Origin of the sequence: Azospirillum rugosum, assembly GCF_017876155.1 — a bacterium.
In the GTDB taxonomy this organism is placed as follows: domain Bacteria; phylum Pseudomonadota; class Alphaproteobacteria; order Azospirillales; family Azospirillaceae; genus Azospirillum; species Azospirillum rugosum.
The window spans coordinates 163,421-181,288 of record NZ_JAGINP010000003.1; the positions used below are offsets into that span (position 1 = coordinate 163,421).

Consider the following 17,868-nt stretch of genomic DNA (forward strand, 5'->3'; position numbering starts at 1 on the left):
CATGAACGAGATCCTGACCGGCAACCGCCTCGCCGTCCTGCGCCGCAACACCGACCCGCGGCTGGAGTGGCTGTGCGCGCAGATCGCGCGCAACCGCTTCCTGCCGGTGCCGCCGCCCGACCGCGTCTTCATCGGCGACGGCGATTTCCGCGCCATCGGGGCCGAGTTCCTGCGCCACTTCGTGCGCTATGGCGGGCTGAAGCCGACCGACCGCGTGCTGGAGATCGGCTGCGGCATCGGCCGCATGGCGGTGCCGCTGACCCAGTATCTGGAGTCCTCCTACGACGGCGTGGACATCGTCGAAGACGGCATCCGCTGGTGCCAGGAGGCGATCACGCCGGCCTATCCGGAGTTCCGCTTCCAGACCCTGGACGTGGCGAACGCGCTCTACAACCCCGGCGGCCGGTTCGACGCGGCGAAGTCCACCCTGCCCTACCCCGACCACGGGCACGACTTCATCATCCTGACCTCGGTCATCACCCACCTGCGCACGGCCGAGACGGTGCGCTACGCGGCGGAGATCGCCCGCGTGCTGCGGCCGGGCGGGCGCGTCTTCCTCAGCCTGTTCCTGGTGGACGCCAAGGCGCGGGACGGCATCGCCAAGAAGACCGCCCGGCCGGCCTTCATCGACGCGCCGGGTCCGGAATACATCGCCGACGAGAACGCGCCGAACGCCGCCGTCGCCTATTCCGAAGCCTTCCTGCTAAGCGTGTTCGAAGCCCAGGGGCTGCGCCCGGCGAAGCCGGTCCTGCGCGGCCACTGGAGCGGGCAACGCGAGGCCGAGAACTTCCAGGACCTGCTGGTGCTGGAGAAGGAGGGGGCGCGATGAGCAATGCCTCCGGTCTTCCCCGCGTCCTGATCGTCGCCCACAACCACCCGAGCCTGCATCCCGGCGGCACGGAAATCTTCGCGCACGAGTTGTTCCGCGGCATCAAGGCGCTGGGGGCGGAAGCCCTGTTCCTCGCCTGCACCAACGGCATCCACCGCGACCGCAAGCCGGGCACGAACCTCCAGACGTTGGGCCGCAGCGCTGACGAGGTGGTGCTGTGGGCCGGCCACTTCGACCATTTCTTCCAGAGCCAGATCGACCTGCACGGCATCGTGCCGGACCTGTCGAACCTGCTGCGCGCCTTCCGGCCGGACATCGTGCACATCCACCACACCCTGCTGCTGGGCGTGGAGATGCTGTTCCTGATCCGCCGCATCTGCCCGGAGGCGCGGATCGTCTACACGCTGCACGACTACTACCCGATCTGCGCCAACGACGGGCAGATGGTCACGACGAACGGGCACGCGCTTTGCCGGGCGTCCTCGCCGGACGCCTGCCACCGCTGCTTCCCCGACCGGCCGGCCGACCAGTTCGTGCTGCGCGAGAAGCACATCAAGGCGATGTTCGGCCTCGTCGACCAGTTCCTGGCGCCCAGCGCCTTCCTGCGCGACCGCTACGTCGCCTGGGGCATCCCGGCCGACCGGATCGAGGTGATGGAGAACGGCCGCCCGGCGGTCGATCCGGCGCCGCACCGCGCGCTGCCCGCGGGGGCTCCGCGCAACGCCTTCGCCTATTTCGGCAACCTGAACCCCTTCAAGGGCGTGACCGTGGCGCTCGACGCCGTGGCGCGGCTCGCCCGGACGGGCGCGGACTTCTCGCTCGCGGTGCATGGCGGGGCGCCGTTCCAGACCGACGCCTTCAAGGCCAAGGTCGAGGAGGGTTTCAAGGGGGCCAAGGGGCACGCCGTCCAGCACGGTCCCTACCGCCGCGAGGAGATGGCCGACCTGATCGCTGCCTGCGACTGGGTGGTGATGCCGTCGATCTGGTGGGAGAACGCACCGCTGGTCATCCGCGAAGCCTTCCAGCATGGCCGCCCGGTCATCTGCAGCGGCATCGGCGGCATGGCGGAAGCGGTGTGCGACGGGGTGGACGGGCTGCATTTCCGGGCGGGGGACGCCACGGATCTGGCCCGAGTCATGAATCGCGCGATGACCGAGCCCGGACTTTGGGAAAGGCTCGTGTCCAACATACCGGTGGTCCGCACGACCGAAGAGGCCGCCGAACAACACGTCATGCTGTATGACGAAATAATATGGGGTGATGGGGGAGCGCATGGGCAGGGCTCTATTGCGGGGAGCATCGCAGGATGAAGGAACCGATCACCAAGGCCGACATCACGGCGGCCATTCTACTTGACGAGGACACGCTGGTGCTGTTCGGCGCCATCGACCGGACCTTGCCGACCGCGGGGGTCGTGCATCTCGACGGTTCGGTCGAAGGGCGCTACGGCGGCCGGTCCTGGACGGACGCGGAGGGCGAGCGCTGGTTCCTGGGCGGTGTCCGCGTGGCGGGGCTGGCGCAGCTGCGCCCATCGCGGGTGGAAATCGCCGACGAGGGCGGGGAGCGGCTGGTCCTGCCACGCCTGTCCAACGTCCGCACCAACCCGTCCCACCTGATCGCCGCGCTGAAGGCCTTCCAGCCGGGGGCGCTGTCGCTGGCGCTGGACTTCGCCATCGCGCTGCAAGCGTCTTCCGACGGGACCAGCGACCGCATCGGCCGCCTGCTGGCGGGCCTCGTCCAGGAGGTCTCGCAGCCCGACGGCTTCACCGAGGTGTTCGGCCGCTTCCGCGACGGCAGCCTGATGCTCCAGGGCTGGGCGCGCAGCTTCAAGACCGGCGCGCAGAAGATCCTGATCGAGGCGGAGGACATCGGTATCCACCGCGCCACCGCCGGCTCCTTCGCGCGGCCCGACCTGCCGTCGGACGCCGCCGGCGTGCTCGCCGTGCTGACCGACCCGACGCCCGCCCCCGGTTCCATCCGCCGCATCCACTACCGCGCCGCCGACGGCTGGCGCCACATGGAGATCTTCGAGCAGCGCACCATCCTGCCGGAGGGCGTGGCCGCCGCCCATGTCCGCGACATGCTGGGCAACCTGCAGGATGCCGAGGCGCGGCAGGCGGTCACCCGCATCGCCGCGTCGCGCTACGACGGTGCGGAAACGGTGTCGCAGCTCGACGTGCCGGTCCGCATGGGGATGGACATGGTGCTGCGCGTGCCCGGCGCCGGCCTGTTCGTCGCCGGCTGGATGCTCGATCCCACGCACCAGGTGCGCGCCGTCACGCTGAAGGGGCCGGGCGTCTCCGCCCGCCTGGACGGCGAGTGGTCGCGGCTGTCGCGCCGCGACGTGACGGAGGCCTTCCAGAACGACGGCCTGTTCGCCGGCCGGCTGGTGCCCGGCCAGGACCAGCACGGCTTCACCGTCTTCGCGACCGAGCCCGCGGGCGTGGCGAAGACGGCCGACTTCCATCTGGAGCTGGAGCTTGCCAACGACCGCTTCGCCTTCCTGCCGCTGAGCTGCCTGCCCCCGGCCCCGGAAGCGCTGAAGCGCATGCTGTCGCTGGTGAACCTGGACAGCCCGTCCATCGAGACGCTGATCGCCCGGCACGTCGGGCCGATGCTGCGCACCGCCCGCACCCGCGGGTCGGATCTGCGGGCCACCGGCATCCACCCCATGGGCCGGCCGGTGAAGACGCCGCGCGTGTCCGTCGTCCTGCCGGTGACCGACCGGCGCGAGGACGTGGACCTGAACATCGCCCGCCTCGCCATCGATCCGGACTTCGCCGACACCGAGCTGCTGGTCGTCGCCACGGCCGGCACGCACGAGCGGCTGGGCGGCGCGGTGCGGCAGGCTGCGGCCTTCTACCGGCTGTCGGTGACCTTCGTCGCAGCGCCCGAGGCGACCGACGCGTTCGAGGCCATCGCCGCCGCCCTGCCCCACGCCCGGGCGGAGCGGGTGCTGATGCTGTCCCCATCGGTCCTGCCGACGGAGAAGGGATGGCTGTCGGCGCTGGAGCGGGTGTCGCGCAAGTCCGGCGGGCCGGTGATGGTCAGCCCGACGCTGCTGTACGAGGACCACTCGATCCGCTTCGCCGGCATCATGGCGGTGGAGGGCTCCGACGGCGCCAAGACCTTCGAGCGCCGCTACGCCGGCTACCCGCAGGACTGGCTGAAGGAGCACGAGGCGGCCACGGTGGACGCCGCCGCCCCGGAATGCGCGCTGCTGCCCAAGGACGCGCTGGCCCGCGCGCTCTCGACCATGGGCTCCTACATGGGGGCCGACCACAAGGGGCTGGACCTCTGCCTGCGCCTGCGCGCGCTGGGCGGAGCCTGTGTCTGGCTGCCGCGCGTCACGCTGGTGGCGCTCGACGAGCAGCCGCGCGACGCGCACGCCGACCGCTGGCGCCGGGCGGGCGCCATGGTGGACCGGTGGAGCTTCGAAGACACCTGGTCCGCCCGCGTCGCCGCCTGACCCCGCAAGCCCATTCGAGATCGGCCGAACCATGAGCAACAAGCGCGTCCTGATCATCAGCCACGGCCATCCCGCCTTCTCGCTGGGCGGCGCGGAGGTGGCGTCCTACAACCTGCACCTGGGCATGCACGACCTGCCGGGCTGGGAAAGCCATTACCTGGCCCGCACCGCGCCGCCGGTCACGCCGCACGGCAGTTCCGCCCTGATGGCGCTCCGCCAGAAGGAGCGCGAGGTCCTCTACTACGCCAACGACTACGACCACTTCCGCCTGTCGAACCGGAACCTGCCCGGGCTGGAGAAGGACTTCGTCCGCTACATCCGCGACCTGCAGCCGGACGTGGTGAACTTCCACCACTTCATCGGCTTCGGCGTGGAGACCATCCAGGCGATCCGGCAGGCGCTGCCGCGCGTGCCGATCGTGGTGACCTTCCACGAGTACCTGTCCATCTGCAACCACCATGGCCAGATGGTGAAGACCAGCCGCAACACGCTGTGCTACCGCTCCAGCCCCGCGGACTGCGCCGGCTGCTTCCCGCACATCGGCGAGGCGGAGTTCTTCAAGCGCGAGCTGTTCCTGAAGACCTTCCTGGAGCAGGCGGACTTCTACGTCAGCCCGTCGAACTTCCTGATCGACCGCTACGTCGACTGGGGCCTGCCCCGCGAGAAGTTCCGGATGATCGAAAACGGCCTGACCATCGAGGGCATCGCCCCGCCCCGCCCGCTGGCCCGCGGCGGCAAGCGCAACCGCTTCGCCTTCTTCGGCCAGTTGACCGAGTTCAAGGGCGCCCATGTCCTGGTCGAGGCCATCGGCCGCATCTCGGAAAAGGCCTGGGGCGAGGACGGCGCGCTGATGATCTTCGGCGGCAACCTGGAACGCCAGCCGGAGGCCTACCAGAAGAAGTTCAACGAGGCGGTGGAGCGCGCCGGCGACCGCGTGCGCTTCTACGGCAGCTACCGCTCCGCCGAACTGCCCGGCCTGATCAAGGACGTGGACTGGGTGGTCATGCCCTCCATCTGGTGGGAGAACTCGCCGGTGGTGATCCAGGAGGCCTTCCTGCACGGCCGCCCGATCATCAGCAGCAACATCGGCGGCATGGGCGAAAAGGTCACCCACGGCGTGGACGGCCTGCATTTCCGCAACGGCAGCGTCGAGGACCTGGTCGACCGCATGACCGAGGCGCTGACCACCCCCGACCTGTGGGACCGCCTGCGCATGCGCATCCGCCGCCCGATCGACCGCGCCGAATGCGCCCGCCGCCACGCGGACATCTACGACGCGCTGATCGCCGCCGCGGGTGGCGGCGCGGTTTCCATGCCCGAGCGGGCCGTGGCGCAGAAGGTGTGAGAGCCCTGATGCGGACGCGCGAGCACGGCTACGGCGGCCCCCTCCCTAACCCTCCCCCGCCGGGGGCGGTGGAGGGGACTGCCGCCGCCTTTCCCAAGTCCCCTCTCCCGCGAAGCGGGGGAGGGATAGGGAGGGGGCAACGGATGCTGCACATCCTGCGCGCCGCCCTGTTGGCGTCGTCGATGCTGCTCGCCTCCAACGCCGCACACGCCGCCGACCTGCGCGTCTCCCCCGCTCCGGGTGCTGCGCCGGAGACCGTCTACGATCACCGCAGCCAGGCCTGCGAGGCGTGGGACGTGCCCGACGCTCCGGCCCGCGCCTGGAAGGGGGCCGATGGCACCGTCCATCTGCTGGCGGCGCACACCAACGCCCGCACGCTGTCCGGCCCGTCGTTGGACCGCCTGCGCCACGACTGCCGCGTGGTGTTCAAGTCCGGCAAGCGCGACGATCCGGCCCGCTACGACGACGTGGGCTGGCTGACCTCGCCCTACACGCTGGACGGGACGACCGTCTACGGGCTGGTCCACAACGAGTATCACGGGCACAAGCGGCGCAACCTCTGCCCGGCGGGCGACTACATGGCCTGCTGGTGGAACGCGCTGACCCTCACCGTCTCCAAGGACGGCGGGCAGAGCTTCGGGCCGGGGCGCTACGTCGCCGGCATTCCGTACAAGTTCCGCGGCGACCTTGGCCGCCGCGCCGGGCTGTTCGCGCCCAGCAACATCGTGGAGCGCCAGGGCTGGTACTACGCCATGGCCTTCGCGGAGGGCATCGGGGAGCAGAAGCGCGGCGTCTGCCTGATGCGGACCCGCGACCTCGGCGACCCGAAGTCCTGGCGGGCTTGGGACGGGCGGGACTTCACCGTCCGCTTCGCCGACCCCTACGCGGAGGGCGAGGCCGACGCCGCGGCCCACGCCTGCGCGCCGCTGCCGCCCGGCCGCCTGCCCTTCACCGTCACCAGCCTTGTCCGCCACAGCGGTACCGGGTTGTGGGTCGCGGTGATGGCCGGGCGTCGCGCGGAGCGGCCGGGGGCGCAGCCGGTGTCCGGCGTGTGGACCTCCACCTCCCCCGACCTTGTCACCTGGTCGCCGCCGCGGCTGGCGCTGGCCGCACCGCTGCTGACCGACAAGGCCTGCGGCGTGGCGGAGAGCTACTACTACCCGGCGATCCTCGATCCCAACGCGAAGACGCGGAACTTCGAGGATGTCGGCAACAACGCGTACCTCTACATGACGCGCCTTGCGCAAAACGGCTGCAAGCCGACGCAAGACCGCGATCTCGTCCGAATAATGATCCGCCTTGAGCCAATCACAGGCGGGTAAAATCAACAAACGGTTCGCTTCGAAACTCGACCATTCCACCACACCCCCGATCCAGGAGAATTGCGTTGGCTAACATTCTAGTCATGATTCCCTCCGGCGAAGTCTATGATCATGACTGCGTGCGGTGGTACGGCTATCAGAACATTCAGCGCAGCATCAATCATTACCACAACATCGGCGACGCCTTCGTCTACGACTCGTCGCTGAAGCTGCTGACCTTCGACCGCCTGGACGTCGTGGAGATCCGCGAGTTCAAGCAGGAGGTGGTGGACAAGGCGAACGCGGAATACGACTACGTCTTCCTGCGCGGCTCCAACTACATCCACAACCACATGACCTGGCCGGAAGCGACCGAGCAGGTCCTGTCGAAGCTGCGCATCCCGGTGATCGCCTTCGGCGTCGGTGCCCAGGCCCCAGCCACCGGGAAGATGGAGCTGTCGGCCGAGAGCAAGCGCATCTGGCAGATGTTCGCCGACAAGTCGACCACGCTGGGCGTGCGCGGCACCTACACGGCCGAAGTGCTGTGGGACCTCGGCATCAAGAACGTGCGCATCGTCGGCTGCCCGACCGCCTTCCGCAACCGTGATCCGGAACTGCGCATCGACCTGCCGTCGCTGGACAGCGTGCGCAACGTCGGCATCACCATGCGCCGTGAGGTGTCGGCCCACTATTCGCCGGACGTGAAGACCTACCTGGCGCGCCACCGCGACTTCGTGAAGGACATGAGCCGCCGCTTCGACACCGTCCTGATGATGCAGGGCGAGGTCGAGGAGAAGAAGCTGCTCTGGGGCACGGACGAGCAGAAGGCCGAGGCCTGGGAGGAGCTGCACAACAACCCGTGGCTGAAGACCGGCTACTTCGACGAGGAGCTGGACGAGCTGTACCGCACCCGCCTGTGGTATTCGGACGTCGTCGCGGACTACGAGAACCTCGTGCGCTCGAAGGACCTCGTGCTCGGCTACCGCCTGCACGGCAACCTGATGGCCCTGTCGAACGGCACGCCGTCGATCTACTTCAGCTACGACAGCCGCACGGCGGAGTTCGCGGAGACCTTCGCGATTCCCTGCTACGACGTCTATTCCGACAAGCCCTTCGTCCTTGAGGAATACTGGGACCAGAGCCTGTTCGAGAAGTTCAACCGCACCTTCTACCAGCGCTACCGCGACATGCGGGAGTTCCTGGACGAGAACTACCTCCCGCACCGCATGCCGAGTCCGGCCGCGCGCAAGACCCCGCAGCGCAAGGCGGCCTGACGGCGCGCGACGCCGGGCGCGGCACCCTCTCAGCCCAACCCGCTCCCCCGCCGCGGGCTGGGCCGAGGTGGTGCCGGGCCTCGGCGTCGCCGTTGTCCTGTTCTGTTGGGTTGCGCTGCGCTCCACCCAACCTACGAAGCGAGCACCGTAGGTTGGGTGAAGCGCAGCGCAACCCAACACCCCCCGTTCCAGCCGACCGGAAGAGCGAACCATGCCCGACACCGCCATTCCCGAACCTGTCGCTACCGAAATCGTTCCGTCCGTCATCGAGGGGCGCGTGGACGCGATCCAGGCCGGCCGGATCTATGGCTGGGCCTGGGACCGCTCCTACCCGAACGACCGGCTGGACGTCGAATTCCGGGCGGAGACGCCGGACGGGCGCGGCCTCGTGCTCGGGCGCACGCTGGCGGACCGTCCGCGCGAGGATCTCGTGGGCGGTGGCTTCGGCGATGGCCACCACGCCTTCGAGGCCGACCTCGTCCTGCCGCCGGACCTCGACCCGACCCGCGTCGTGGCGGTGATCCACGCGCCGAGCACGGGAACCATCACCACCTTCGTGCAGCCGAGCGCCGAGGAAAAGCTGCTGGAGCGCACGCTCGCCCCGCACCTGATGCGCATCGGCGATGGCGTCGAGGCGGCGCGCCGCGACAGCCAGAGGATCGTCGCGACCCAGCAGGGCATCGCCCGGCTGCTCCGCGACCTTCAGGAGCGCGTCGGGGCCGAGCAGGCCGGCAACGCCGCCTCCGCGGCGCAGCAGGCCGCCCACGCCGAGACTTTGGTGGACCTGAAGGAGCGCATCGCCGGGCTGGAGGTATTCCTGGTCCGCATGGACACGACCATGCGCGGCTTCGACACCGCGCTGAAGGCCAAGGCGACCTCATCGACGGCCCCGATCATCGCCGCCGGGATCGGCGCCGCCGTGGGCGCGCTGGTCGCGGCGGTCATAGGGCGCTTCATCTTCCATTGATCCTGGACCACTGATCCCCGCAGGGACGGGTTGCAGGGCTGGCGGCGAAGCGCGCGTGGCTCTATATAGGGCGCTTCTGCCCGGGGTGCCCCCGGAGGACAGGTCAGGACGCCGTCAGCATGGACCAGAACCGCTTCCCGTCGCCGCAAGCCGCCACCATCGCCGAGCGGGTCGCCAAGACCGGCATCGACGAGGCGATGATCGAATCCCTGGTCCGCACATTCTATGGCAAGATCATGGCCGACCCCGTCCTGGGGCCGATCTTCGGCGCCGCCATCACGGACTGGGAGCCGCATCTGCAGAAGATGATGGACTTCTGGTCCTCCGTCGCGCTGCTGACCCACCGCTACGACGGCCGCCCCGTCCCGGCGCATGTCCGGCTGGACATCCGCCCGGAGCATTTCGAGCGCTGGCTGACCCTGTTCCGCGAGACCACCGCCGAGGTCTGCACGCCGGAGGCCGCGGTCTTCTTCGAGGACCGCGCGCAGAACATCGGCCGCAGCATCCAGATGGGCGTGGACTTCTTCCGCAACCAGATGGCGGCCCGGGCGTAAGCCCCCTCCCCCGCCGCCGCGGCGGAAGAGGGGGAAAACGGCCTTACGTCGCCCGCACCGGCTTGCCCGGCACGCCCCAGCTTTGCGTGAAGTCGCGGACGCCGGGGATGGTCATCAGGTTCGCGTCCTTCACATAGACATACTGCTTGGGGCCAAGCTCGTACTCGGTCAGGGTGACGCCCTTGGCCTGGCAGCGCTTCAACTCGTCCGCCTTGATCGGCCGGTCGGAGACGACCATGTCCGGCGTCTCCAGCCCAACGCCGGCGCAGAAGGCGCGGAAGCCGCTGTTGGTGCCCTCGGCCACGAGGCGGGGCTTGGTGTCGGGCGTGCCGCCGAAGCGGTCGGCCGCGGCGCCGATCGGGCCCCGCATCGCCGGGCTGCCGACGATCCAGATCCCGCGCTCCTCCGGCGGCGGCTTCGGAACGCTGGGAGCGGGCAGCGTCGCGGTCTGGCGCGGCGGCTGTTGGAAGCCGGGGAACTGGCACCCCGCCAGCACGACCGCCGCGGCAAGCGCGGCCATCCCCTTGGTGACGACTCTCAATCGGTCCTCCACTGAAACGTTTTGTACAGTCCGACTTGGGACTAACGCTCAACCCGGCCGTACGGCTCCGAGATGGCGGGCGAGTGAGGCTTCCAAAAGGCGCGGCGTCACCGGCTTGTGCACCAGGGCGATGCCGTGGGCGGCAGCGTCGCGCTGCGGTTCGGGCCCGATCTCGCCGGTGATGATGATGGCGGGCACGCCATCGTCGAACATGTCGCGGATGCGCAGGATCGCCTCGGTCCCGACCCGCCCCTGGCGCAGGCGGTAGTCGGCCAGCACCACGTCGGGCCGCCGGGCGACGGCGCGGAGCCGGGTGATCGCCTGGTCCGTGCTTCCGGCGGTCAGGACGTCGAACCCCCATTCCCGCAGCATCGTCGCCAGCCCCATCATGACGATGGCGTCGTCCTCCACCACCACGGCCAGCCGCTGCTGCTGGTTCGCCGCTTCCCGCATGGGGACCGGGCTCACCGGCTGCGGTGCGGCCGCGCAGTCCGGCCCCCGATCCATGCGCTGCACCAGGGGAACGTCGACCGAAAAGATCGAGCCGCGCCCGGGGTGCGAGACCATTTCCACCGGATGGACGAGCAGGTGCGAGAGCCGCCGCACGATGGCGAGGCCCAGGCCCAGGCCCCGGTCGCGGTCGCGCTCCGGATTGCCGACCTGATGGAACTCCTCGAAGATGCGTCCCTGCTGCTCAGGCGCGATGCCGATGCCGGTGTCGTGGACCTCGATCCGCAGCCGGTTGCCGTGCGGGGTGCAGTCGACCAGGATGCGCCCGCGCTCGGTGTAGCGGATGGCGTTGTCGACGAGGTTGCGCAGCATGCGGCCGAGCAGCACCCGGTCGCTACGCACCCGGCCGGTGCAGGGGATGACCTGCCAGCCCAGCCCCTTGGCCTCGGCGACCGGGGCAAAGGCGGCGGACAGCGGGCCGATGAGGTCGGCGATGCAGAACTCCTCAATCTGCGGGGCCACGATTCCGGCGTCGAGGCGGGAGACGTCCAGCAGGCTGTCCAGAAGGTCCTTCAGCGTGTCCAGCCCTTGCTGCAGCCGGTCGAGCACGGCGCGGCCCGGCTCGTCGGCGACGTGGGCGCGGAGCGCGCCGGCGAACAGCAGGATCGACTGCATGGGCTGGCGCAGGTCGTGGCTGGCGGACGCCAGGAAACGGCCCTTGGACCGGTCCGCCTCCTCCGCCGCCTGCTGGGCGCGGCGGATGTCGTGGATGTCCACCGCCGTGCCGATCCAGGACACGATCCGCCCCTCCTCCCGCATCGGCACGACGCGGGTGAACTGCCACCGCCACGCGCCGTCGGCCCGCCGCACCCGCATTTCCATCTGGTAGGGAGTGCCCGCAGCGATCGCGCCGCTGCGCAGCTCCAGGAAGTGCTTGCGGTCGTCGGGGTGGACGAAGTCCCATTGGTTGGGCCCAAGCCGGTCGATCCCGGTGTAGCGCCGCCATTCGGAGTTCACGAACTCCACCGACCCGTCCGCCCGGTTGATCCACATGAACTGCGGCGTGTGGTCGACCAGGTTGCGGAAGCGCGCCTCGCTGACCCGCAGGGCCTCCTCCGCGCGCTTGCGGGCGGTGATATCGCGCGCCACGCCGGCCACCCCGACGGTGGCGCCCGCGGCGTTGCGCAGGGGCATCACCGCGATCATCAGCACCCGGGACCCGATGCCGTCCGGAAACGGCAACTCCTCCTCCACCGTCTCCTCGCGCCCGCTTTCGACGACGCGGCGGCACAGGGCGTCGAGCCGGGCGGCGTCCTCCGCCGGGAACAGGTCGTGGTCGCACAGCCCCACCACCTCGTCGCGGCTGCGCCCGAACAGGCGGGCGGTGGCGGAGTTGACGAGCGTGAAGCGGCGGTCGCGGTCCTTGGCAAAGATGGGGTCGCTGGCGCTCTCGATGATGCTTTCCAGCAGCGCGTGCTTCTCGCGCAGCCGCTGTTCGGCCTCGCCGGTGGCCATCTCCGCCGCGCGCACCTCCAGCTGGTGCATGGCGAGGCGGGCGAACTCCTCCAGGTCGTTGCGGCTCTCCTCGTCGAACTCCGGGCGGGGCTTCATGTCGATGATGCAGAAGGTCCCGATCAGCAGCCCGTCCGGCGTCTTCAGCGGCGCGCCCGCGTAGAAGCGCAGGTGCGGCGGTCCGGCCACCAGCTCGTTGTCGGCGAAGCGCTCATCTTGGGTCGTGTCGGGGATCACCAGAACCTGGTCTTCCAGGATGGTGAAGGCGCAGAAGGAAATCCGGCGCTCGATGGCCTCCGACACCAGGCCGAAGCGCGCCTTGCACCACTGCCGCGTCTCGTCCACCAGGTTGACCAGCGCGATCGGCGCGTCGAAGTGGCGGGACGCGAGCCGCGTCAGGCGGTCGAACACCGGTTCCGGCGGCGTGTCGAGCACGCCATAGCCCTTGAGCTTGTCGATACGGGCAAGCTCGTTCAAAGGCCATGGCGGCTCGATGCGGCTCAATGCGGCTCCTTGTCCCATGCTCCGGATTCAGCGCGCCGAATGTTTTTCGGTCTAGCACAAAATCCTAGCAACATCGGCCCGGTGAGGAGCGTGCTCTTACGGACAGGGGATTCCCTGCACAAAAGTCGGGCAAAGTTCCTCAGCGGTCTTGCTGGTAGCCCTGATGGGTCGTGTTCTGCTTCGTATTGCCCTGGCGATCCTGCTCCTCCAGATTTTCCGGCGTCGGGCGGGTGGCCGCCTGATCGTCCTTGCTGACCTGCGGCGCGCTGCCCGGTCCCTTGTCGCTGCGTGCGGCCGGGGGGACCGGCGGCATGGATTTGGACATTCCAACTCTCCCCTGTTGCAACACCCCTCGGCAACATCCCCTTGGCGCCGGCGGTTCCCTCGCCGGAAAAGGCGCGGCATTCAAGCGCCGCACCCCCTACATGCTCTACAAGAGACCCATGTCCTTGAACGGGGAGACAGGAATGCCGGACAGCACGCCGAACCACGAATCCTCCAGCTACCGCCTTGCCTTCGAAGACCGCGACTTCCTGCTGGGCGAGCCGATGCGCGGCGTGCGCTTCATGCTCGAATACGCCAAGCCGGAGATGCACCTGAAGGCCTGGGGCATCCGCTCGACCATCGTGGTGTATGGCAGCGCCCGCGTTCCGTCGCCCGAGACGGCGGAGCGGATGCTGCGCGAAGCCCGCACGCCCGAGGAGAAGGCGCATGCCGAGCGGCGCGCCAAGCAGGCGCCCTGGTACGAGGAGGCGCGCAAGTTCGGCCGCATCGTGTCGGAGCGGGGCGGCGCGCTGGCCCCGACGCCGGACGGGCAGCGGGACAACGTCATCGCCACCGGCGGCGGCCCCGGCCTGATGGAGGCCGCCAACCGCGGCGCGCAGGAGGCCGGCGCCCCCAGCATCGGCTTCAACATCAGCCTGCCGCACGAGCCGCACCCGAACCCCTTCAGCACGCCGGATCTGACCTTCCGCTTCCACTACTTCGCCATCCGCAAGATGCACCTGGCGATGCGGGCCAACGGGCTGGCGATCTTCCCCGGCGGCTACGGCACCTTCGACGAGGCCTTCGAGATCTTGAACCTGCGCAACACGAACAAGGCCTCCCGCCTGCCGATCGTGTTCGTCGGCCGGGACTATTGGAACGAGGTCGTCAACTTCCAGGCTCTGGCCGACCACGGCATGATCAGCCCCGGCGACCTCGACCTGTTCGACATCGTGGACACGGCCGAGGAGGCCTGGGACTGCATGAACCGCCTGGGCCTGAAGCGCGGCGCGCCGCCGCTGGGCCCGGCGGGGACGGGCCAATCCTCGGCCGACGAGGAGGCGTGACGCTCAGCCCTGCGGCGCCGCACCCTCCTCCGCCGTCTCGGCCGGCGGGGGAGCCGCGGCGCGCAGGCCCCGGCCGAAGGGGGCGATGCGGCCGATGCCGGGGAACTTGATGGCGAGGTCCAGCGGGTCCACCCCCACGGTCAGGCCGAGGAGGTTCAGCTCCACCCCCTCCTCCGCCGCGACCAGCAGGCCGGCGGCGCCGAACAGGTTCAGCTGCCAGCCGGTGCCGCTGGGGGCCCGTGCCACGAAGGGGGCGGCCAGGAAGTCCTTGCCGAGCGCCGTCGCCGGCAGGTCGAGGCGCAGTTCCGGCACCGCGCGCCCGACCCAGGCGGCGAAGGTGTTGCTGTTCGGGCCGGGCCACAGCCGGTATTCGCCGGCGTAGGGGTAGCGGCTCGCCGCCTCCGCGATCTTGGGGATGGCTGCCTCCGCGTCCGCCCCGCGCAGCTCGGCCAGCACCGAGGGCTGGGACCCGAACCAGCGCCCGTCGGGGTCGCGGTTGCTGACCGACACCGCCGGCAGCCCGCGGTAGACGCGCCAGCCGATCACCTCGTAGACGGTGTAGGCGCGCGCCCCCGCCGGCTTCACCGCGAACCAGGGGTGCACGCCGAAGGCGCCGCGCCAGGACAGGGCGCGGGCCGCGTAGACCTGGACCACCGCCTCCGCCGTGGTCGCCGGGTCGGGCGCCAGGCCCACGGGGCTGCGGTCGGCGCGGCTCCAGTCCACGCCCAGCGACGCGGAGCCCGACGCGATCACGAAGGCCGGCCCCGTCAGCAGCAGGACCAGCAGCAAAAGAAATCCCAGTATCACCTTCACCCGCCTCTCCCGCCTACCCTGCGGTGTTGCCCACGGCATCCTTGTTCCAATGCTACCATCGCCTCTCCGCCCCTCCCTGTTGTAGGAAAGAGACCGTGCCAATGCCCCGCGCCACCACCGACGCCATCCGAGGAACCGCCCGATGACCGCCGATCCTTCAGTGTTTCCGGCTGATCTCGTCGACCGCATCACCCGGCAGGCGCCCACCCGCGCCGCGACGGCCGAGGTCGCGCGGGCGCTCGGCTGGACGACCGGGCCCAGCAAGAAGGGCTGGAAGGTCGTGCAGCCGACCGGCTACGTCGGCGGCATGGTCGTCCCGCCGAGCGCGGAGACGGCCGCCGCCGAAGTCTGGTTCGACCCGGACGGCCGCGAGCGCGGCCTCACCGGCCCCAGCGAGGAGTTCCCGCCCTACCTGACCAGCCTCGACACGGCACTCGGCGCCATCCCCGCGGAGCGGCGGGCCGACCTTCTGCGCCGCGCGCTGGACCGCCACCGGGACTGGCAGACCGAGTCCGGCCGGGACGACGCGGCGCTGTCGCGGCTCGCCGCCTTCGTCATCGCTGAGTGGCTGTCGGAGCGGGCCGTGCAACGCAATGAAACGCCGTGAAACATCAAACGCGATGATGTCGCACGGACGATCGTCGTGAAAGGGTGGCAATGCCAGGGGGATTCACCACAAAGACACGAAGGGCACAAAGAACGTCACAAAGAGGGCCGACGCCGGCCATAGGTGTTAATCGCTGCACCAATGTGCAACGGGATTTTTTCGGCGCTGTGCGGGCGGAGTTCGGCCGTTTGTGATTTTGATCCTATAGAGTTTCGCGGGCGGACGCAACGGGAACGCGGGCTTTATCTCCCCTCTCCCGCCCCGGGAGAGGGTGGCCGCAAAGCGGCCGGGTGAGGGTCGTGCGAGGATCAAGGCGCTGATCCTTGGGTGTACCCTCACCCTCCCGCCGTTTCACGGCGGGACCCTCCCTCTCCCGGGGCGGGAGAGGGAACTCGCTCCCGTTGTTGCGCTGGCGCGTTGGTATAGGGGAGGCTTGACCGGGGCCGGATGGCCGTCACCTTTCTTGGACCGTCAATGTTCCACGACAGGAGCGGCCACCATGCGTGCCAGCCTGAAGCGTACCAGCCTCGCCGCCGTCGCGCTCCTCCTTGCGCTGCCGGCCTGCGAGGCGTTGCAGCCGGACTACAAGAAGGCGTCTGCAACGCATCTGAAGGGAAACGAGATCTCGTCCCTTCTCACCGGGAAGTCGATCAGCCTGTCCAACCCGCGGGGCCGGTCCTACACCAACAGCTTCGGCCGCGACGGGCGCGTGATGATTTCCGGCGGCAAGGGCAACCTGTACGGGGACTGGAAGGTGGCCGGCGACCGCTACTGCCTGACGCTGGACGAGGACAAGCGCGAGCAGTGCATGGACATCTACAGCGTCGGCGACGGAACCTACCAGATGGTCAATTCCGACGGCACCCTGCGCAACACCTTCAAGGTGCAGTAGCAACCCTTCGGGGCGATTTCGCCCGGAGGGTGCGCTCCATTCATAAGACAGCCGTCATCCCCGCGAAGGCGGGGATCCAGAGCGTTTCGGAGCGGTACGCTGTGCGGAGTTCTGGATCCCCGCTTTCGCGGGGATGACGGTGGTCCTGCGAATGGAATCGTGTCTCGGCGTGCGACAGCCCTGACAACCCTTCAAGCTGCAGCAACCGCGGTCACCAGATCGTCCGGGCCAGACGGTCGCCCTGCTGGGTGAGGCTGTCGAACCGGGCGCGGGCGGTCGGCTCGTCGGCCCAGTCCTGGGGCTGGACCACGGTGGCCACGGTCTCCGGCCGGTCGGGCGCGCTCGGCCGTTCCGCGCCGCCGGTGTTCGGAGTTTCTGATTCCAGCCCATAGGCTCGTCCGTCCCTCACCTCCAGGACGGCGAAGCGGCCGTCTTGCTCGATCAGGCGGAAGCTGCCGTTTTCGGTGACGGTGCGCGCGCTGCCCATGGTCGCTGCCAATCCCTGTTTGCCAATCCCTGTTTGCGGGTCCCGTTGACAACCATGCTGCGGTGCGTTCGTCGCGGCAATTTTTGCTGTGCAAATGAGAGTCGTTCGCACTATACAGGAGAGGCACACCCCAGGGACGCCCGACCGCCATGCTCCAGACCATCACGCCGACAACCACCCGCATCCGCGCCGTCGCCGCCGCGGCCGGAGCCTTCCTTCTGCCCGCGGCCGCCTGGGCGCAGGACAGCCTTCCCACGGCTCTTCCCCCGGAGGTGGCGCCGGTCGCCACGGCGACTCTGCCGCACGACCTGTCGCCCTGGGGCATGTTCATGTCGGCCAGCCCCGTCGTGCAGGCGGTCATGACCGGGCTGGCGCTGGCGTCGGTGGCGACCTGGACGATTTTCCTGGCGAAGTCCATCGAGCTGTCCAAGGCCAAGCGCCGGGCGCGCGCCGCGCAGGCGGCGCTGGAGCAGGCGCGGAGCCTGACGCAGGCGGCGGAGGCCATCGGCTTCGACAAGACCCCGGCGACCGCCTTCCTGCGCGCGGTGATCGCGGAGGCGCACCAGTCCGCCGACGCCCCGTCCCTGGACGGGCTGAAGGAGCGCGCGGCCTCCCGGCTGGAGCGGATCGAGGCGGCGGAAGGGCGGCGCATGATGCGCGGCACCGGCATCCTCGCCAGCATCGGCTCCACCGCCCCCTTCGTCGGGCTGTTCGGCACGGTCTGGGGCATCATGACCAGCTTCGTCGGCATCGCGAAGACGCAGACGACCAACCTCGCCGTCGTGGCGCCGGGCATCGCGGAGGCGCTGCTGGCCACCGCCATCGGGCTGGTCGCGGCCATCCCGGCGGTGGTCGTCTACAACGCCTTCGCCCGGTCGATCGGCGGCTACCGCGCCCAGCTCGGTGATGCGTCGGCGGCGGTGCAGCGGCTGCTGAGCCGCGACATGGACCGCCGCGCCCTGCCCCGCGTGTCTTCCAAGGCGGCGGAGTAA

The 17,868-nt window shown here is 69.6% G+C and carries 17 protein-coding genes; 12 read left to right on the forward strand and 5 right to left on the reverse strand.

Features of this window, described 5'->3' with window-relative positions; genetic code table 11:
- Position 1 precedes the first annotated feature (1 nt).
- The 8 genes from J2851_RS05625 to J2851_RS05660 all read left to right on the forward strand — a co-directional run bounded on the left by J2851_RS05625 (position 2) and on the right by J2851_RS05660 (position 9,739).
- Positions 2-829 carry a class I SAM-dependent methyltransferase gene (locus J2851_RS05625; protein ID WP_209764836.1) on the forward strand — a complete coding sequence of 276 codons (828 nt, stop codon included), beginning with the start codon at positions 2-4 and terminating at the stop codon, positions 827-829.
- Positions 826-2,139, forward strand: coding sequence for a glycosyltransferase family 4 protein (locus tag J2851_RS05630; RefSeq protein ID WP_209764837.1), 1,314 nt, complete (start codon positions 826-828; stop codon positions 2,137-2,139). The genes J2851_RS05625 and J2851_RS05630 overlap by 4 nt, the downstream gene beginning before the upstream one ends.
- Positions 2,136-4,298 (forward strand): glycosyltransferase family 2 protein, encoded by a 2,163-nt coding sequence (locus tag J2851_RS05635; protein ID WP_209764839.1) that lies wholly within the window; start codon positions 2,136-2,138, stop codon positions 4,296-4,298. Before J2851_RS05630 ends, J2851_RS05635 begins: the two co-directional genes overlap by 4 nt.
- A gap of 31 nt (positions 4,299-4,329) precedes the next feature.
- Positions 4,330-5,643 (forward strand): glycosyltransferase family 4 protein, encoded by a 1,314-nt coding sequence (locus J2851_RS05640; protein ID WP_209764840.1) that lies wholly within the window; start codon positions 4,330-4,332, stop codon positions 5,641-5,643.
- A 143-nt stretch (positions 5,644-5,786) separates the two neighbouring features.
- On the forward strand, positions 5,787-6,965 hold the full coding sequence (locus tag J2851_RS05645) for a hypothetical protein (protein WP_246500436.1): 1,179 nt from the start codon (positions 5,787-5,789) through the stop codon (positions 6,963-6,965).
- A gap of 65 nt (positions 6,966-7,030) precedes the next feature.
- Entirely contained in the window at positions 7,031-8,218 is a 1,188-nt protein-coding gene (locus tag J2851_RS05650; protein WP_209764842.1) for a polysaccharide pyruvyl transferase family protein, read from the forward strand.
- Positions 8,219-8,429: 211 nt separating this feature from the next.
- Positions 8,430-9,185: a hypothetical protein gene (locus J2851_RS05655; RefSeq protein ID WP_209764843.1), complete on the forward strand. Its 756-nt coding sequence runs from the start codon at positions 8,430-8,432 to the stop codon at positions 9,183-9,185.
- 119 nt (positions 9,186-9,304) lie between these two features.
- The gene (locus J2851_RS05660) at positions 9,305-9,739 is read left to right on the forward strand and encodes a group III truncated hemoglobin (protein ID WP_209764844.1); all 435 of its coding nucleotides are present in this window, start codon (positions 9,305-9,307) and stop codon (positions 9,737-9,739) included.
- 43 nt (positions 9,740-9,782) lie between these two features.
- Here J2851_RS05660 and J2851_RS05665 read toward each other — a convergent pair whose 3' ends face one another.
- The 3 genes from J2851_RS05665 to J2851_RS05675 all read right to left on the reverse strand — a co-directional run bounded on the left by J2851_RS05665 (position 9,783) and on the right by J2851_RS05675 (position 13,071).
- On the reverse strand, positions 9,783-10,280 hold the full coding sequence (locus J2851_RS05665; RefSeq protein ID WP_246500437.1) for a substrate-binding domain-containing protein: 498 nt from the start codon (positions 10,278-10,280) through the stop codon (positions 9,783-9,785).
- A 48-nt stretch (positions 10,281-10,328) separates the two neighbouring features.
- A complete protein-coding gene (locus tag J2851_RS05670; protein ID WP_246500438.1) occupies positions 10,329-12,746 on the reverse strand; it encodes a hybrid sensor histidine kinase/response regulator in 2,418 nt (805 codons plus the stop codon).
- Positions 12,747-12,885: 139 nt separating this feature from the next.
- The gene (locus J2851_RS05675) at positions 12,886-13,071 is read right to left on the reverse strand and encodes a hypothetical protein (protein ID WP_209764847.1); all 186 of its coding nucleotides are present in this window, start codon (positions 13,069-13,071) and stop codon (positions 12,886-12,888) included.
- Between the two features lie 142 nt (positions 13,072-13,213).
- Between J2851_RS05675 and J2851_RS05680 the strand changes: the two genes are divergently transcribed.
- On the forward strand, positions 13,214-14,077 hold the full coding sequence (locus tag J2851_RS05680) for an LOG family protein (protein WP_209764849.1): 864 nt from the start codon (positions 13,214-13,216) through the stop codon (positions 14,075-14,077).
- Between the two features lie 3 nt (positions 14,078-14,080).
- Here the strand turns inward: J2851_RS05680 and J2851_RS05685 are convergent, their stop codons facing one another.
- Positions 14,081-14,890, reverse strand: coding sequence for a DUF3750 domain-containing protein (locus J2851_RS05685; protein WP_307419036.1), 810 nt, complete (start codon positions 14,888-14,890; stop codon positions 14,081-14,083).
- A 142-nt stretch (positions 14,891-15,032) separates the two neighbouring features.
- On the opposite strand from J2851_RS05685, the gene J2851_RS05690 reads away from it, so the two are divergent.
- Positions 15,033-15,497: a hypothetical protein gene (locus J2851_RS05690; protein WP_209764853.1), complete on the forward strand. Its 465-nt coding sequence runs from the start codon at positions 15,033-15,035 to the stop codon at positions 15,495-15,497.
- Positions 15,498-15,996: 499 nt separating this feature from the next.
- Complete coding sequence (locus J2851_RS05695; RefSeq protein ID WP_209764855.1) at positions 15,997-16,389, forward strand: hypothetical protein; 393 nt, start codon at positions 15,997-15,999, stop codon at positions 16,387-16,389.
- A gap of 211 nt (positions 16,390-16,600) precedes the next feature.
- On the opposite strand, the gene J2851_RS05700 is transcribed toward J2851_RS05695, so the two are convergent.
- Positions 16,601-16,876, reverse strand: a complete 276-nt coding sequence (locus J2851_RS05700; RefSeq protein ID WP_209764857.1) for a hypothetical protein — start codon at positions 16,874-16,876, stop codon at positions 16,601-16,603.
- A 149-nt stretch (positions 16,877-17,025) separates the two neighbouring features.
- On the opposite strand from J2851_RS05700, the gene exbB reads away from it, so the two are divergent.
- A complete protein-coding gene (gene exbB, locus J2851_RS05705; protein ID WP_209764858.1) occupies positions 17,026-17,868 on the forward strand; it encodes a tonB-system energizer ExbB in 843 nt (280 codons plus the stop codon).

Coding starts and splice junctions, on each gene's coding strand:
- J2851_RS05655 (WP_209764843.1), top strand. CDS start 8,430: ATGCCCGACACCGCCATTCCCGAACCTGTCGCTACCGAAATCGTTCCG.
- J2851_RS05680 (WP_209764849.1), top strand. CDS start 13,214: ATGCCGGACAGCACGCCGAACCACGAATCCTCCAGCTACCGCCTTGCC.
- J2851_RS05675 (WP_209764847.1), bottom strand. CDS start 13,071: ATGTCCAAATCCATGCCGCCGGTCCCCCCGGCCGCACGCAGCGACAAG.
- J2851_RS05635 (WP_209764839.1), top strand. CDS start 2,136: ATGAAGGAACCGATCACCAAGGCCGACATCACGGCGGCCATTCTACTT.
- J2851_RS05645 (WP_246500436.1), top strand. CDS start 5,787: ATGCTGCACATCCTGCGCGCCGCCCTGTTGGCGTCGTCGATGCTGCTC.
- J2851_RS05660 (WP_209764844.1), top strand. CDS start 9,305: ATGGACCAGAACCGCTTCCCGTCGCCGCAAGCCGCCACCATCGCCGAG.
- J2851_RS05630 (WP_209764837.1), top strand. CDS start 826: ATGAGCAATGCCTCCGGTCTTCCCCGCGTCCTGATCGTCGCCCACAAC.
- exbB (WP_209764858.1), top strand. CDS start 17,026: ATGCTCCAGACCATCACGCCGACAACCACCCGCATCCGCGCCGTCGCC.
- J2851_RS05690 (WP_209764853.1), top strand. CDS start 15,033: ATGACCGCCGATCCTTCAGTGTTTCCGGCTGATCTCGTCGACCGCATC.
- J2851_RS05640 (WP_209764840.1), top strand. CDS start 4,330: ATGAGCAACAAGCGCGTCCTGATCATCAGCCACGGCCATCCCGCCTTC.
- J2851_RS05625 (WP_209764836.1), top strand. CDS start 2: ATGAACGAGATCCTGACCGGCAACCGCCTCGCCGTCCTGCGCCGCAAC.
- J2851_RS05700 (WP_209764857.1), bottom strand. CDS start 16,876: ATGGGCAGCGCGCGCACCGTCACCGAAAACGGCAGCTTCCGCCTGATC.
- J2851_RS05695 (WP_209764855.1), top strand. CDS start 15,997: ATGCGTGCCAGCCTGAAGCGTACCAGCCTCGCCGCCGTCGCGCTCCTC.